Annotated in this window: 11 protein-coding genes; 3 read left to right on the top strand and 8 right to left on the bottom strand. The window is 66.5% G+C overall.

The genetic code is table 11. The annotated features are described in order from the left end of the window. Positions 1–1182 (top strand): WD40 repeat domain-containing protein, encoded by a 1182-nt coding sequence (locus ACOYYX_RS05680; RefSeq protein ID WP_422928962.1) that lies wholly within the window; start codon positions 1–3, stop codon positions 1180–1182. 948 nt (positions 1183–2130) lie between these two features. Here the strand turns inward: ACOYYX_RS05680 and ACOYYX_RS05685 are convergent. The 3 genes from ACOYYX_RS05685 to ACOYYX_RS05695 form a co-directional block, all read right to left on the bottom strand. Continuing rightward, entirely contained in the window at positions 2131–3321 is a 1191-nt protein-coding gene (locus ACOYYX_RS05685) for a cupin domain-containing protein (RefSeq protein WP_422928963.1), read from the bottom strand. Positions 3322–3437: 116 nt separating this feature from the next. Beyond that, the gene (locus ACOYYX_RS05690; protein ID WP_422928964.1) at positions 3438–4520 is read right to left on the bottom strand and encodes a cytochrome-c peroxidase; all 1083 of its coding nucleotides are present in this window, start codon (positions 4518–4520) and stop codon (positions 3438–3440) included. Positions 4521–4939: 419 nt separating this feature from the next. Continuing rightward, the gene (locus ACOYYX_RS05695) at positions 4940–6391 is read right to left on the bottom strand and encodes a sigma-54-dependent transcriptional regulator (RefSeq protein WP_422928965.1); all 1452 of its coding nucleotides are present in this window, start codon (positions 6389–6391) and stop codon (positions 4940–4942) included. 438 nt (positions 6392–6829) lie between these two features. On the opposite strand from ACOYYX_RS05695, the gene ACOYYX_RS05700 reads away from it, so the two are divergent. Both ACOYYX_RS05700 and ACOYYX_RS05705 read left to right on the top strand, forming a co-directional pair. After that, entirely contained in the window at positions 6830–9718 is a 2889-nt protein-coding gene (locus ACOYYX_RS05700; protein WP_422928966.1) for a response regulator, read from the top strand. A gap of 38 nt (positions 9719–9756) precedes the next feature. Continuing rightward, on the top strand, positions 9757–9924 hold the full coding sequence (locus ACOYYX_RS05705) for a hypothetical protein (protein WP_422928967.1): 168 nt from the start codon (positions 9757–9759) through the stop codon (positions 9922–9924). A gap of 3 nt (positions 9925–9927) precedes the next feature. Here the strand turns inward: ACOYYX_RS05705 and ACOYYX_RS05710 are convergent, their stop codons facing one another. The 5 genes from ACOYYX_RS05710 to ACOYYX_RS05730 form a co-directional block, all read right to left on the bottom strand. Next, positions 9928–10920, bottom strand: coding sequence for an amidohydrolase family protein (locus ACOYYX_RS05710; protein WP_422928968.1), 993 nt, complete (start codon positions 10918–10920; stop codon positions 9928–9930). 213 nt (positions 10921–11133) lie between these two features. Then, on the bottom strand, positions 11134–12171 hold the full coding sequence (locus ACOYYX_RS05715; RefSeq protein ID WP_422928969.1) for a YihY/virulence factor BrkB family protein: 1038 nt from the start codon (positions 12169–12171) through the stop codon (positions 11134–11136). A gap of 217 nt (positions 12172–12388) precedes the next feature. Then, the gene (locus ACOYYX_RS05720) at positions 12389–12526 is read right to left on the bottom strand and encodes a hypothetical protein (RefSeq protein WP_422928970.1); all 138 of its coding nucleotides are present in this window, start codon (positions 12524–12526) and stop codon (positions 12389–12391) included. A 98-nt stretch (positions 12527–12624) separates the two neighbouring features. Beyond that, positions 12625–13443, bottom strand: a complete 819-nt coding sequence (locus tag ACOYYX_RS05725; protein WP_422928971.1) for an alpha/beta hydrolase family protein — start codon at positions 13441–13443, stop codon at positions 12625–12627. Between the two features lie 128 nt (positions 13444–13571). Then, a complete protein-coding gene (locus tag ACOYYX_RS05730; protein WP_422928972.1) occupies positions 13572–16430 on the bottom strand; it encodes a c-type cytochrome domain-containing protein in 2859 nt (952 codons plus the stop codon).

Here is a 16430-nt window from a genome sequence, read left to right on the forward strand (position 1 = left end):
TTGGCCGACGGAGGTCTGGTGGATCGCGTGGCGATGAGCCCCGACGGGGGGACGATGGTGCGCGTCTGTGGTCGTCGCGTCGATGCTTACTCGACATCGACAGGCGGGCATCTCGTCAGGCTCCCCGACCAGGAAATGCCAGCCTTTGCCGCGTCGATCAGCAAGAGCGGGCGTTGGCTCGCTCCGGGCAGCATCCAGAAGTATGTCTCGGTCACACTACGGCCAAAAGGGTATGAGAGCCTCGACGGATTAGACTCGACGAGATCGCTTTCGACCGGCGTTCGTTTCGGCGAAGTCCTGTACTTGCGTCCGTCTGGCCATCTGCAGCGGAAAATCGCGATCAACTGGCCGGGCGAGACCCCGATCATTGGTGGGAATGGTGACCAGGATCCCCTCGGCGGGCGTTTATCGATCCGGGACCTGAAGACGGGCAAGCTCGTCCGCGAAATCCTCGACCTGCCGGACACCATCCTGGCCGCGTCGTTCCTGGACGATGAGTCCGGCGTGGCGACCTTCGACACGCGTTGTCGATATCGCCTGATCCCGCTCGAAGGTCCCATCCGCTTGGATTTCCAGGTGGATAATCGCATATTCTGGGAGGACTATCCCTCGGCGCAGACCGTCTTCGCCGCGAATGGTCTCAGGCTCGCCTCGATCGAACAGATGAAGAAAGATCACGCGGAATTCCTCATCAAGCTGCTCGATGCCGGGAGCCGGCAATTCCGGACGATCGCCGGGCGGGGCGACGAACCCTGGACGATCGCCATCTCCCCCAACGGCAAGACGTTCGCGACGGCCGACCGCGTCGGCGTGATCTCGCTCTGGGACTTCGACAAGGGAGAGGTCCTTCGCACGATCGAGCCGCCGGAACTGAGCCTCAGCCTTGATTTGCAATTTGGCGACGACGGCAAGACGCTGGCCTCTTGCACTCGCCGCGGCCGGGTCCATCTCTGGAACCTGGACGGCGATCGGCTCTTGCTCACCTCCAACATTCCGGATCGTGACATCCGCGCCGTCGCGTTGGATCGAGAACACCTGACGGTCGTCTCGGGCGGCTGCCGCGATAGAGCCGGATTCCGCAATGGCGCGAGAGTGGGCTATCCCGCGAGCGCCGGCATAGCTCGGCCCGAGCCGCTCGTCATCCATACCATCGGCCTCGCCGGGATCGGGAGAAGGCCTTGAGGACGAACCGGGCAGGACTCGCGACTCAGGCGGCTTCTCCCAAATCCAACGTAGAATTGCATCATTTGACGCGGTAGCGGTCGATAAAGATGTGCTGTTGTTTACTCATTGAGATCGTTCCGAGAACCAGTGAGGGTGAAAATGTTGAAAGATAATTCATTCAAGTACGCTGTATTCCTTGTCGCTTCGGTGACGCTGCTGTTTTGTGTACTCGATGCGAGATATCGGCAAGGAATGAGACTGGACGCCTCGATATTTCTCGGGTTAGGGGCAGCCATTGGTGGGTTGGCCGGTTGGGCGGTTTACCATCGGATCAGCCGACGGAATGATGGGCTGGCCGTCTTTGCTCTCAGTGCGGCCATGATGCTAGGGGAGAAGTCGAGACCAGGAAGTCATCGTTTGGTATTGTCTATGTCTGTTAATATTATTATGTTGTTGCTGTTTTCTGTGTTCGCTGGATACATGGTCTCCAGGGTTACAAGGACCAAACAAGGTTCCTGAAATCAAACCTCGGTTCGTCAGCCGTTGTGCCGGCAGCGGGGGCAACCGATGTCGCACACCGCCTAGATTTCAAGCGATTTGGATGTCAGGACAACGGATCGTCCAGGAACGATTGCAGGTGACCTCTCGTCGCTGCGCGACCCCGGTTGTTCCAACCGCGGCCACCCAAAATGTGGGGTATTCGCCCGGGGGAATCGTATGTGGGCTTTCGACAGGCCGATCAAATCGCCGATGACCTGTCGGGTCCGCCAAGGGGATTTTCTTTTGGCATACTGTTGCTGCATCAATGCGGTTGTGCCAACTACGGCGACATGGCGTTGAAGAGCAATGCGGAGGGGTAGCCCCGGATCGGAGAGCGACCCGGGGCTACCGTGATATGGGGCGTGACAGGGGAGAAGTTGGTAAGGGGCGGATTCTCAGGGATCGACCAGAATGCGAATCGGCCGGTTAATCAGACTTGTCCTTGCCCTTCGGATCCATGATGAAGACATCCTTGCGCGGGAATTTGTCGAACAGGGTGGCGGGCTGGCTGAAGTTGGTGGCGAGGACGTCGGCGGGGTTGCCGGCGATCCATTGACTGAGGTCGATGGCCTCGTAAACGCCCGTGTTGAAGCCGATCAGGACGCGGCAGGGCTTGTCGCCGACGTTCTCGATCGAGTGGCCATAGCCCTGGGGGATGTAGCCGACGTCGCCTTTGCTCAGGGTCTCGGTGCGGTAGCGGCCGTGGGAGCCGAAGAGGGTCACGCTGATGTCCCCCTCGATGACGTATTGCCACTCGTCGGCCGTGGGGTGCCAGTGGAGTTCGCGGAGGGCGCCGGGCTCGAGGTCGAGGACGACGCCCGTGATGGTTTTTGAGATCGGGAAGCACGAGGAATCGACACGCCACTCGCGGCCGCCGTGGAAGGTGCGGTGCGGCGGTTGTGCCAAAAGCTGATACTTGTGGGTGAGGGGCGGGAGCTTCCAGCCCTGGAGCGGCTTGGCCGGGGTCTCGGGGGGCCTGGAGCCGCGGGCGAAGTAGACCTCTTCCTTGGGGAAGTTGTCGAAGGCCGACTCGGGGAGGCCGAAGTTCTTGGCGAGGAGCGGCTTGGGGACGTGGCCGATCCAGTCGGTGATGCTGAAGGTGCCGAACTCGGAGAAATACCCGTTGTCGAAGATCAGGATGAAGTGGCAGGGCTCATCGCCGAGGCATTCGAGCATATGCCCATGACCTCGGGGGAAGTACCAGATGTCGCCCGGCTCGAAGTCGTTGGTCTCGGCCAGCCCTCTGGGCTCGATGACCGTCGTCCGCACGCGGCCGGAGATGACGAAGGCCCACTCGGCGGCCGTGGCGTGCCAGTGCAGCTCGCGCATGGCCCCCGGCTCGATCTTCATCGAGACGCCGGCGATCCCCTTCGAGATCGGCAGTTGCTTGACGGTCGCCTCCTTGCCGTAACTGTTGCCGATGACCTTGCCTTCGGATTTCTCGAGCTCGTACTTGAACGTGGGCAGCTCGTGGCCGGCGAGGGCCGGGTCGGGCACGTTGTTCATGAAGCTCGGGTCGCCCGCCTCGGCCGTGTTCGAGGCCGCCACGAAGGCGGCGACCGCCGCCGTCAGCGCGGTGGTCTCGGTCATGAAGTCGCGACGCTTGATCTCGGACATCGGAATCTCCTCGAGTTGGTGTATGGAGCGAGAGGTTGTCCTCAGAGTTCCGGCCCTCGTCGAGGGGCGGGAGGCCGGGGACGCCTCGATCGTTGCAGAGTCGGGCCCGGCCGCGGTCATTTTGGCGCGGGGCCGGGGTCGAAGCTGCCGGGCGGCAGGACGGGGGCCTTGGCGTAGTGCTCGGGGACCTCGCCGGTCAGGCTGCCGAGGAAGGTGGCGATCGACTTCGCCTCGTCGGCGGAGAGCTCGGTGTCGAGCTGGACCTTGGCCATGACGCGGACGGCCTCCGGCAAGGCCGCGACCGAGCCATCGTGGAAGTAGGGCGGGGTCATCGCGGCGTTGCGCAACTGAGGGACCTTGAATCGATACATGTCCGAAGGATTCTTCGTCAGGTTGAACCGGCCCTTGTCGACCTCCTGGCTGTGCGTCTGGAGCCAGTAATCCGAGCTGACGCCGAACTTGCGGTAGCCGGTGCCCCCGAGGCCTGCGCCTTCGTGGCATTCGGCGCAGCCGGTGTCGATGAACGTGCGGAGCCCCTTCCGCTCGTCGGCGGAGAGGGCGTCGGCCTTGCCGCCGAGGTACTCGTCGAACCGCGAAGGGGTGACGAGGGTCCGCTCGAAGGCGCCGATGGCCTTCGCCCAGTTGTCGGGGGTCACGGGGTCGGCCTCGCCGGGGAAGGTCCTGGCGAAGAGGGGCGGATAGCCGGCGATGCCCTTCAGCTTCGTCATGGCGGCGTCGAAGCTCGGGTTGCCGAAGCCGGCGCCGGTGAGGGCCTTCTTCGCCTGGGCCTCGACGCTGTCGAAGACGCCGTCCCAGTGCTGGGCGAATTGATCCGCGGTGTTGAAGAGGGTCGGGGCGTTGCGGGCGAGAGGCTTGTTGTTGGCCCCGCGCGACTTCGCCAGTCCGTCCGTCGAGTAGAGCGTCGCCAGGTGGCAGCGGCTGCAACTCACGGTGCCGTCGGCCGAGATCCGGGGGTCGAAGAAGAGCTTCCGGCCCAGCTCCACGAGGCCTCCCGACGCATCCGGCTTCGCCGCGGCGATCGGCTTGAAGAGCCCTTGCGCCTCCTTGAGCAGCTCGGCATCCTCGTCCGCCGCCGACCCGACCCCCGCCCTCGGGGACGCGAGCGACGCCGCGACGACCCCCAGCGCGACCGCCGCGACCCATCCCCGAGCGCCACCCCTGACGACCCGCGTCTTCATCTCGACCCTCCGAGGGATTGACTGCCCCAATTGTGCAGACCTCGCCGACATGGGGCCCGGGCCTCGCGGGGGGACTCGCCCTCGCCTCGCCCGGGCCACCGCCCGTGCCACTCTACGCGGTCCGGAGGCCGGCGTCGACGCAATGACACGGCCCGCAAGTCCTCTGCCGGCACCGATGTCATGAAGGATTCTTCATGGACGGGGACGCGGCAACGCTTGAAGACGTGAAGTTGAGCCTTCGGGTTGCGTCCAAGGCGTGTGCTCGCCGTCCATTGCCGACCGGGCCCCGCCCAGGACACTGGGCGTAGGGCACGGCCAGGGCCCGTGCGCGCGGCCTCACCGCGCGGGACGCGCGGGCAGGGGACTTGCCCGATGGGCCGAGGAATGGCCTGGGCGGGAGGAATCAGCCGAAAAACGGCTCAGAGGGAATCGTCGTTCGACTCGATGGCGTGCGTGACGTGCAGGCCAAGCTCGCGGAGCTTGGTGCGGAGGGTCTGGCGGGCGATGCCCAGGAGCCTGGCGGCCTGGTGCTGGTTCCCCTTGGTGTACTCGAGGACCCGGGTCAGCAGATAGCGGTCGAGCTGCGAATGGACCTCGTCGTAGAGGTCACGGGCCTCGGCGTTCAGCCGCTCGTCGATGAACGATTCCAGCTCCAGGGCCCCTTCCGAGGGCGCCGAGGCTGTCGCGGCCTTCTCCGCGGCGCCGTCGACCAGCTCGGGGAGGAACGAGGGGAGGAGCACCGGGCCCGACGACTGGAGCAGGGCCTGCTTGATGATGCTCTGCAGCTCGCGGATGTTCCCCGGCCAGCTATACGCCCGCAGGCGGTCGAGGACCTCCGGGTCGACCGCCACGACGTCGCGCCCGAGCTCACGGCTGAAATGCTTGACGTAGTGGTCGACGAGCATCGTCAGGTCGTCGGCGCGCTCGCGGAGCGGCGGCAGGTGGATCGTGAAGACGCCGAGCCGGTAGTACAGGTCGGGGCGGAACTTACCCTCGGTCGACCAGGTCTTGAGGTCGCGGTGGGTGGCGGCGATCAGGCGGACGTCGGTCTTGATCGTCTCGTTGCCGCCGACGCGCTCGAACTGCTGGTCCTGCAGGACGCGGAGCATCTTCGCCTGGAGCGTCAGCGGCATGTCGCCGATCTCGTCCAGGAAGAGGGTGCCGCCGTTGACCTGCTCGAACTTGCCGATCCTGCGGCGGTCGGCGCCCGTGAAGGCGCCTTTCTCGTGGCCGAAGAGCTCGCTCTCGAGCAGGTTCTCGGGGATCGCCGCGCAGTTGAGGACGAGGAAGGGGCCGCGGGCCCTGGGCCCATGCTGGTAGATGGCCCTGGCGACCATCTCCTTGCCCGTGCCGCTCTCGCCGGTGATGAGGACGGGGACGTCCTGGCCGGAGACGCGGCCGATGGCCTTGTAGACCTCGCGCATCTCGGGGCAACTGCCGACGATGGCCCCCTCGACGTCGGCCGAGGAGGTCGGCTCGGCGACGACCACCGGCTTTCGCATCCGCTCGGCGACCTCGAGGGCCTCGCCCACCACGCGCCTGAGCTGGCGGAGGTCCAGCGGCTTGAAGAGATAGTCGAAGGCCCCTTGCTTCATCGCCTCGATCGCCGCGTCGGCCCCCTTGGCCATCGTGATGAAGATGACGGGGATGCGGGCGTCGTCGCGCCGGATCTGGAGATAGACGTCCATCCCCGACATATCCGGGAGCCGGAGGTCGAGCAGGATCACGTCGGGGGACCCCTCGCGGACGCGCTCGAGCCCCTCGGCCCCCGTCCGAGCGATCTCGACCCGGTGCGTCGGCGCGGGGAAGGCCTGGCGGACCTGCTCCGGGATCAATGCCGTGTCATCGTCGATGAGCAGCAGGTTGGCCATGGGCCGGGCGTCCCGAGTGCTTGACGTGTCGAACGACTCGATTCTTCTGCTTGATGATTCCATTGTGGAGCCGGGGCCCCTGGCTGTAAAGCGCCCCCGATCCGTTCGCGACGTTTGCGGCCGGGCCACCACCCCGATCGTCCTCAAGGCCCGGCCTTTTCCCGCAGATCCGCGTTCCTGCCGCGGATCGGGTGGCAATTTCCCGCTCGGACCGCCCGAGGCGAAGAATTCCGGGATCTCCGGCCGCGAGGCACCCACGCATCAATCGTAGGCCAGATTAGGGAAGTCGGCCAGGTTTGTGTGGAATTGAATGGTTTTTATCGGTAATCTTCAGTCACGCGACCGAGCTTCTTGAGCGGTCCCTCCCCCACATCGCTTCGTTCGCGAGCTAGAATGGCGCGTCAGGGATACACGCCCGATCGAGTCTTCAGGATTGGCATGCGTAAACGACTCTCTACCCTCCCGTTCGCTTACGGGGCGGCGCTGCTCATCGCGGCCGTCGAACTCACCGCGCGCTGGTGGCTCAATGACCTCCTGGGGGAGCGTGCGGTCTACAGCACGTTCTTCCCGGCCGTCCTGGTCGCGGCGTACTTCGCCGGGTTCTGGCACGGGATCCTGGTGATGGTACTCTGCGCCGTTCCCGCCAATATGCTCCTGGTCGCCCCCCACTTCAGGCTCGAGCTGAAGGGGACCGGCGACACCGTCGCGATGTTCCTCTTCCTGGCGATCAGCATCTTCATCTGCGCGCTCAGCGAGGCCCTGCGGAGGACCCAGCGGCGGCTCATCGAGGCCGAGCGGAACCGGGGCGAGGAGGCCTTGCGCCAGACCCGGGAGCTCTACCAGCACCTGCTCCAGAACTCGACCGACCTCATCAACCTGCTCGATGCCACCGGCACGATCCTCTACCAGACCCCCTCGCTGACGAGGATCCTCGGCTACAATCGCGAGGATCGGATCGGCAAGAACGTCTTCCTGAACCCGATCGTCCACCCGGACGACCTGGCGCAGATGCGGGCCTTCTTCGACGCGATGATCCGGCAGCCCAGGGTCCTGGTCACGGGGGAATTCCGCCTCAGGCACCTCAACGGCTCCTGGCGCAACATCGAGGCCTTCGGCCAGAACTTCCTCGACGACCCGGCCATCAACGGCATCTCCACGAATTACCGCGACATCACCGAGCGCAAGCGGGCCGAGGAGGTCCTGCGCCAGACGGCCGAGGCCGCCAACGCGGCGAACCGCGCCAAGGACGAGTTCCTGGCCAATGTCAGCCACGAGATTCGGACGCCGATGAACGCCATCATCGGCATGACCGAGCTCGCCCTCGAGACCCGCCTCAACCCCAATCAGCGCCAGTATCTCAAGACCGTCAAGTCCGCGGCCGGCAACCTGCTGAGCATCATCAACGACCTGCTGGACTATTCCAAGATCGAGGCGGGGAAGCTCGAGCTGCACCTCGACGACTTCTCCCTCCAGCACGTCGTGGGGGACACCCTTCGGGCGCTGGCGGTCCGCGCCCACAAGAAGGGGGTCGAGCTCGCCTGCCACATCCGGAGCGACGTCGACGACGCCCTGATCGGCGACGCCGGCCGGCTCCGGCAGGTCCTGCTCAACCTCGTCGGCAACGCCATCAAGTTCACGGAGGAGGGGGAGGTCGTCGTCCGCGTCGAGTCCTTCGGATCCTCGCCGTCGAAGGACGAGGTCGTCCTGAAGTTCGCGGTCAGCGACACCGGCATCGGCATCCCGGCCGACAAGCGGGAGACGATCTTCCGGGCCTTCGAGCAGCAGGACACGTCGACGACCCGCAAGTACGGCGGCACCGGCCTCGGCCTGACGATCGCCGCGATGCTCGTCGAGCAGATGGGCGGGGTCATCGTCGTCGACAGCGAGCCGGGCAAGGGGAGCACCTTCAGCTTCACCGCGAGGTTCAGCCGCCAGGCCCGCCCCAGGCCCTCGCAGATGGACGCCCCCTCGCATGACCTCATCCGGAACATGCGGGTCCTCGTCGTCGACGACAATGTCACCAACCGCCGGATCCTCGTCGAGTGGCTCACGAACTGGCGGATGCAGCCGGAGGCGATCGGCGACGGGGCCAAGGCGATCGAGGCCCTCCAGGCCGCGCGATCGGAAGGGCGCCCTTTCTCGCTGGTCGTCCTCGACGGCCAGATGCCCGACATCAACGGCCTCGACCTCGCGTCCAGGATCCGCGCACGCCCCGAGTTCGACGGCACGCAGATCGTCCTGCTGACCTCCGGGGGCCACCCCGGCGACCTCGCCCGGGCCCGGGAGCTCCGCATCGGTGCCCATCTCTCCAAGCCCGTGCAGCCCTCGGAATTGCTCGACTCGATCCAGCGGACCATGACCCGAGGCGCCCGAGATCGCCACGCCGCCCATGCGTCGAGCGAGAGTGGTGAGCATATCATTGCCCCCAGCCTCGCGGCCGAGCCGCTGAGTATCCTGGTCGCCGAGGACAACGAGTTTAACTCGCAGCTCCTCGAGCACATCCTCGGCCGCCGGGGGCACCGGGTCTGCTCGGCGAGGGACGGGCGCGAGGCCCTCGCGCTGGCGGAAGGGGGGGGCTTCGACCTCCTCCTGCTCGACATCCACATGCCGGAGCTCGACGGCTTCCAGGTCGTCCGGGCGATCCGTCAGATGGAGCACGAGTGCGGGGGCTATCTCCCCATCATCGCCTTCACCGCGAGGTCGAGCCAGGGGGATCGCGACCGCTGCCTCGCCGCCGGCATGGATGACTTTCTCGCCAAGCCGGTGCAGCCCTCCGAGCTCTGGGAGGCCATCGACCGGGTCTTGAACCCGTCCGTCTCCGAGTCGCCGGGAGCCCGCGCGGGCCTCGGCGCGAAGGATGGGCGGGCGGATTCGCCGGAGGCCTTCGATCCCGTTTCCGACGCCGAGTCTGGCATGCCCGAGGCTCCCGTTGACGAGCCGAGCCGGATCGACTCGAAGGTCCTGCTGGCGGCCTGCGGGGACGACGCCGCGATCCTGGAGAAGATCTGCGAGACCTTCCGCGATCAACTCCCCGGCTACCTCCGCACGGTCCGCGACGCCCAGGAGGCCGGCGACGCCTTCGCCTTGCGCGAGTCGTCGCACAAGCTCTGCGGGATGGTCTCCACCTTCTCGTCGGCCGCCGGCTCGTTGGCCTCGTCGATCGAGGATCTCGCCATCGTCGGCCGCCTCGACCAGTCGGGCCCCCTCGTCGACCGGCTCGAGGCCCTCGGCGAGACCCTGACGCGGCAAGTCGCCACGCTCTCGATTGAAGCCCTCCGCGACGGGGCCCGCGACGCCGGAGAGTTGAGCCGGTCCTCATATTACTGAGGTGATCCGTCTAAGCCCGGGATTAGGGCGGGTTACTGGTGGTCGTCGCGGCGATCGGGCTGATCGCGGCCCTGGTGATGCCCGCGCCGGAGTCGTCGCGAGAGACCAAACGCCGGATGCCGTGCGACATCAACATGAAAGAGTTTGGCATCGGCCTCACTTTGTCAAAGCTTGATGGCCTGGGCCGCGCCCACGCTGAACGCTGACGTTCAGCGCTTCGGCGTATCGAGCTTGAAGAGCGCCTGGGCGTTGCTCCTGCCGATCTTGGTGCGGTCGGCCTCGCTGATCGGGCAGTTATCGAACCAGGTGGCGCTCTCGGCGGTCGATTCATAGGGATAATCGACCGAGAACAGCAGTCGGTCCGATCCGACTTCGAGCATGGCGTCGAGCAGGGCCGAGGTCCGGAAGACCCCGCTGGTCGTGAGATAGAAGTTCTGGCGCAGGTATTGGGTCGGCGGCAGCTTGTGAGGCCCGTGGGTCCCCGGCTTGAAGTGGCGGAGCCGCGATTCCAGGCGAGGCAGGGTGAAGGTCAGGCCCTCGCCCAGGTGGCCCAGGATGATCGTCAGCTTCGGGAAACGGTCGAAGAGCCCGCTCATGATCAGCCGCAGCGCATGCTCGGCCGTCTCGCGGCCGAACCCCCAGGGGGAGCAGGTCAGCGCGGGGTAACCGTCGAGCGCGCGGGTCTGGCTCGCCAGCGGGATCCGAGGGTGGAGATAGACCGGGACGCCCAGCCCATCGACCCGCTCCCAGAATGGGAGCACATGTGGATCATCAAGATACCAGGCGGTGTCCTCGTTGCCGATGTTCGAGAAGCCATTGACCAGCGCCCCCTTGAATCCGAGCTGCGTGACCGCTCGCTCGAGCTCATCGGCCGCGGCCTTCGGATCCTGGAGCGGCACGGCCGCGAACGCCTGCAATCGCCCTCGATAAGGCTCGACATAGGTGCGCAGGGCATATTCGTTCTGCTCGCGGGCGACGCGCACCGCGGTGGCCAGGTCGGGGATTCCCTGGATCCCGGGCGCCGTGAGCGAGACGATCGTGGTGTCGATCCCGAACTGATCCATCTCGGCGATCCGGAGCGCCGGGTCGTGCCGCTTCCGCTTGATCTCGGCGGCATACTCCGCCGTGACGAAGGGCCCCTCTCCGACGGTCGGATAGGCCGGGTTCTCGAAATGCTCCTCGAGCGCAATCTTACCTTGCACGATCGCCTCCGATTGCACAGACCGGCATCGATCCACGCATCGGGGAGCCAGGGGGCAATCCCGGATCGCCGTTCTCAGGTCATCCTGCCTCCACGACGGAAGCCACTTTCCCAAAACTCTTTACAGCGGGCAAGGTCGGCGCGGGGGAGAACCCGGAGGTTTATCGTCACAACCAGAAAAGTTCATAAAAGGATCGCGGCGGCCCTCCGCATTTCAGGACGCCGCCGCGGTCTTGGGGATGCCTTGCTGGGCCCTCGCCTCGGCGGTGACGGGCTCGGCGTCGGCGGCCGGCTCGATGCGTGATCCGTACTTATCAGCATAGGCCTTGGTGAACTCGGCCCCGAAGAAGAGGATCTGCGACGAGTAGTAGATCCAGACGAGCAGGACCACCAGGGACCCCGCCGCGCCATAGGCCGAGCCGTAGCTGCTGCGGCCGAGATAGAGGCCGATCGCGAACTTCCCGATGAGGAACAGCACCGTCGTCATCCCGGCCCCGACCCAGACGTCGCGCCAGGCGATCTTCGCGTCGGGCAGGACCTTGTAGATCATGGCGAAGAGCAAGGTCACGACGATCCCCGAGACGAGCAGATCCCCCAACTGGAGCAGGGGCCCGAGCGCCGGGCTGATGCGCCCGATCGCGGTGAAGGCCGCCGCGACGGTCGCGCTCAGGACGAGGGAGACGAGCAGCAGGAACCCAGTGCCGAGCACCATGGCGAACGACATGAAGCGTTCCTTGAGCATCCCGAGGATGCCCCGTCCGGGCTTCGGCCGGACCTCCCAGATGGTGTTCATGGCGTCCTGGAGCTGGCCGAAGAGGCCCGACGCGGCGAACAGGAGCGTCGCGAGGCCGACGATCGTCGCCAGCAGCCCCGCCCCCGGCTTGTTCGCGCCGACGAGCATCTCCTGGATGGCCTCGGCCCCCTCCTTGCCGACCATCCCCTGGATCTGCCCGATGAGGTGCCCGCGGGCGGCCTCCTCGCCGAAGACGGCCCCCGCGATCGCGATGGCGACCAGCAGGAGCGGGGCGATCGATAGCGTGCTGTAAAACGCCAGCGCCGCACCCAATCGAGGCGCCTTGTCTTCCGACCACGAGCTCGCCGTCGTCTTGATCAGCCCCCAGAAGGCCTCGGGCCTGGCCCAATCCCAACGCCCTCGGCCCTGCCTGACGGATTCTCGCTTCGAAGTCGTGTTGATATCCCTGGCCGTCGCCCTTTCGGCCATGGCGTCACCGTTCGAGGATGGACCCGGCATCGATCCGCCTCCATTTCGTCTCGGATTCGCATACAAAGGGATCGCGGGAGGTCGTGATCCAACATCCCACTCCTGTGCAAATCTCGAGCCGACAGGGGCGAGCCCGAGTCTCCTTGCCAACTTGCGGCGTCGCGGGGCCTTGAGCACGGACCGGGGTTTGCGTCATGTCGTCGACACACCGAGAGCTCGACATCAGCGTGTTTGTCGACAGGTCGGATCAGAAAGGATCGCCGCTCGCGACCTCCCCCTCATTTCCCGTGATCTCGGTCGAGGGGTGGTCGACGTTGATGGGGGGCAAGCTCTGATCCTCCCCCTTGATCCGCTTGACCGCCTTGGGGATCGCGCGGGCGGCCATGAGATGGGGCGATACTGAGGCTCGAACATCGCCCTCGTCGGATTTTGACGTGGCGGATCATCTCGGATTGTAAGGTTCTGGGAACCACGACATCGCGATTACTTCGCGTTCTTGAACATGAATTCCAGGATCGCCAGGGCGTCGTCGTAGGTGGTGGAGTGGCCGCCGGCGGGGCGGTCGAGGAGGAGGATGGGTCGGTCGAGGGTCTTCAGGATCGCGGCGAGGCGGCGGACGCTCGCGGGGGGGACGACCGTGTCCTGGCCGCCGACGGTCAGGGCGACGGGCATGGTCAGGCGCTCGGGCCAGTACTCGGCGCTCCGCTTCTTGTACTCCCCGGGGATCGAGCGCTTGGGGCCGCCGAAGGATTCGGCGATGGCGTCCTGGAACTGGTCGTATTCGAGGTGGTTGGCCGTGCCGTTCATCGACGCGATCCCGTGGAGCAGGTCCGGGTGGAGGGCGGCGAACGTCAGGGTCGAGGAGCCGCCCATCGAACCGCCGCAGAGGAAGACGCGGTCGATCTTATGCTGGGATTTCAACGTCTCGATGATCTGCACGAGGTCGGCCTCGGCCTTGGGGCCCATCCACGAGGTCCGCGCGCGGTAGTCGGGGGAGACGAAGATCATGCCGTGCCTGGCGGCGAAGTCGCGCGTGGCGCGGCACTCGTCGCGGGCGTCCCGGGCGAACTGCCAGCGGTCGGAGCCGTGACCGTGCAGGGCGATCAGCAGGTCGCGCGGCCGATCCTCCGAAGGGCTTGGCGGGCCGATCAGGACGTAGCGCTGCTCTGAGCCGTCGAGTTTCGAGGTGAAGGCCACGTCGGTCGGCTCCGGCCCCGGGGCGTCGTTGGCCCTCGCCATCGAGGCGAATGCCAGCAGCAGGAGGAGGACGCTCCGGTTCGAGGCCGCGACGATGCAACGCATGGGGATTTGTCCGCAGGATCAGTGGGGAGGTCAAAGATCGAGCCTCCCTGCCGCACCTGGATCGTGGCGCGGGAGGGAGGCCTCTCATGTGTCGGATTCTATCGAAGTAGGAACCAGGCCGCAAACGCTCAGGGCCTGGTCGTCGCGGCCTGGAGGCGGGGCTTGGTGACGCGGAGGAGGACCGGTGCGGTGGAGAGGCCCCCCTCGACGGCCGTGGTCAGGTGGAAGAGGCGCGACTGCTCGGGCGTGCTGCGGTCGGCCGTGATGAAGAACTCGCGCTCGGAGAGGTGCTCCATCACGAGGAGGCCGTTGAGCCCGATGTTGTCGACGATCACGCCGAAGGGGAGGTTCTTGCCCGCGCCATCGTTGCCGAAGAGGACCCTCTCCTTGAACTCGCCGCGGTCGAGCTTCACCTTGAGCATGATCGTCTGCCCCGGCTCGATGGCGAACTCGAGCGGCTCGCCGGGGGAGGAGTGCAACGGCTTCGCGCCCCCCTCGGCCGCGACGATCGTCGCGCGGAGCTTCGGCGCGGGGCCGAGCTTGACGAGGCCGAGGTCGTTCACCGGGTTCGTCAGGTCCTTGCCGGCGATCGTGGCCGTCGCCGTGACGACCGTCTTCTTGCCGTCGGCCTCGGAGGGCGCCGGGGCGTTGGCGTCGGCCATGATGACGCCGAGGGCCTCGAGCTGGCCTTCCTCGATGAGGAGCGGCGAGGTCGCGTGGAAGCCGGCGGGAAGCCCGGCGATGTCGACTCGGATCGGGCCTTCGAAGCCGTCGATCCGATGCGCCACGACCTTGATCTCCTTGGCGGAGCCGGCCCCGACGACGGGGTTCGCCCCCACGAGGGTCACGGTGAAGTTGGGGCGACGCTCGCGGGCGGTCAGGGTGTAGCGGAACTCGGGGCCCTGGAGGCCTCGGATGTCCTTGAGCTTGAGGACGTATTCGCCGTCCGCGGGCGCGGTGAAGACGAGGCGTGAATCCTTGCTCAACTCCCGATGCGAGTCGTCGTCGTTCTCGTAGTTGAGCAGGAAGACGGGCAGGCCGTTGGCCACGAGCTTCGTCCCCGGCGGGTGCGGCTCGACGATGTAACAGGGTTCGCCCAGGGCGTGGGCCAGCGGGGTCGTGTCATAGTACCCCCAGCGCGTCCCCTGGCCGGGGTAGACGACGAAGCCGGAATCGGGGCCCCGAGGCGGGAGCCAGAACTTGACCACCTCGCCGTTGGCGTAGAGGAGGTCATTGATCTTCATCTCTTCCCAGTTGAAGACCCGGAAGTCGCCCGGCTCACTGTCATTCTTGCCCCGGAAGGTGAAGTAGGAGTCGCGGACGGCCTGGAGCAGGACGCGAGGGACCCGGTTCCCCTTGGCGTCGAGGACCTCGATGAAGGAGTCGAGCTTCGAGCCCGAGCGGGCCGCGTTGACCTCGAAGACCCACTCCTGTCCCGCCTTCGCGGTGAAGCGGTAGAAGTCGTTATCGACCGGGGCCGGCGGCGTACCAGGGGCCGCAGGGGCCGCGGCGATGGTGCCGGTGACCTTCGCGGGCAGAGGGATCGGGTTCGCCTGGTCTGGGGCGTCGTTCGGCTCCTTCTCGGCGACGTCCCCCGGCGCGGCCGAGGCGGGCATCGCGACGGGTGCTGCGGGAGCCGCGGCCGGGGCCTGAGCTTCGGCGGAGGGGCTCGCATCAGGAATGGAATACGTGGCGAGCGAGCCGTCCATGCGGCCGATGTCGAAGGTCTTGCCGTCGGGGGCGAAGGCGAGGGCCGAGGCCACGTCGGGCTGCTTGTCCCAGAGCTTGATCTCGGTGTAGTCGCTGGTCCGCCAGGCCTTGATCGTGCGATCCTCGGCCAGCGAGACGAGTTTGGAGCCGTCGGGGGAGAAGGCGAGCCGGACGATCGCCCCTTCGTGGGCGAACCGGGCGATCTCCATCGGGTTGATCTCGGGCTTATCGCGGCTGATGAACTTCCAGACGCGGATGTTGTTGTCGGCGCCGCCGGCCACGATCGAGTTGCCGTCGGGGCTGAAGAGGCAGGTGTACTCGGCCTTCAAGGGTTGCGGCAGGGTGTCGAGCCGGGTCCCGTCCTCGACGCGCCAGACCTTGCAGGTGTCGTCGGCGCTGGCGCTGACGAGGTGCTTGCCGTCGGGGCTGAAGCCGACGTCGTAGACGGCCCCCGTGTGCCCTTCGAGCGTCCGCAAGGGCTTGCCCGTCTCGGCGTCCCAGAGCTCGATCTTCTTGTCGTAGCCGCAGGTGGCGAGGATCTTGCCGTCGGGGGAGAGCTCGGCCTCGTACAGGATGTCGCGATGCCCCTCGAACTTGCGGACGAGCGAGCCGTCGGCGACGTTCCAGATCGCCGCGACGCCGCCGAGCCCGCCGACGCCCGAGGCCGTCACGAGCTGGGAGCCGTCGGCGTTGAAGTGGAGCGAGGTTACCTTGCCGGGATACTGGCCGATCGGACGCCCGGGCTTGTCCCCCTTCGTCGCGGTCTCGCCGGTCCCCTCATAAAGAGTCACCTCGGCGTCGCGGGCGACGGCGAGGAGGCGGCCGTCGCGGGTGGCGTCGATGGCGAGGATGGGCTTGGCCTTCGCCTTCGAGGGGATCTTGGGGACGATCAGGGCGAGCCGGTCGGGCTCCTGGCCCTCGGGCCCTCGGGCTCCCGCTTCGATCCAGGCCTCGATCAGCGACAGTTCTTCGGCGGTCGGCTTCGGCTCGTCTTTCGGCGGCATCGCGGGCTTGGCGGCACCCGACATCAAGCGGACGATCAGGCTCCCTTTGGGGTCGCCGGGGAGGAACGCCGGGCCGTGCTCGGAGCCCTTCTGGAGCGAGGCGAAGGTCTCGAGCGAGAACTTGCCCTCGCGGTCCTCGTCGTTGTGGCAGCCCGCGCAATACTTCTGGAAGAGGGGGGCGACGTGCGTCCGGTAGTCGGGCGTCGACCCGCCGTCGGCCAGCGCCGCCGGGGCCGCCGCGACCAGGCCGGCCAGGACCATGAGCCTCAGCAT

This window comes from Singulisphaera chitinilytica (assembly GCF_049331405.1).
In the GTDB taxonomy this organism is placed as follows: Bacteria; Planctomycetota; Planctomycetia; order Isosphaerales; family Isosphaeraceae; genus PoT.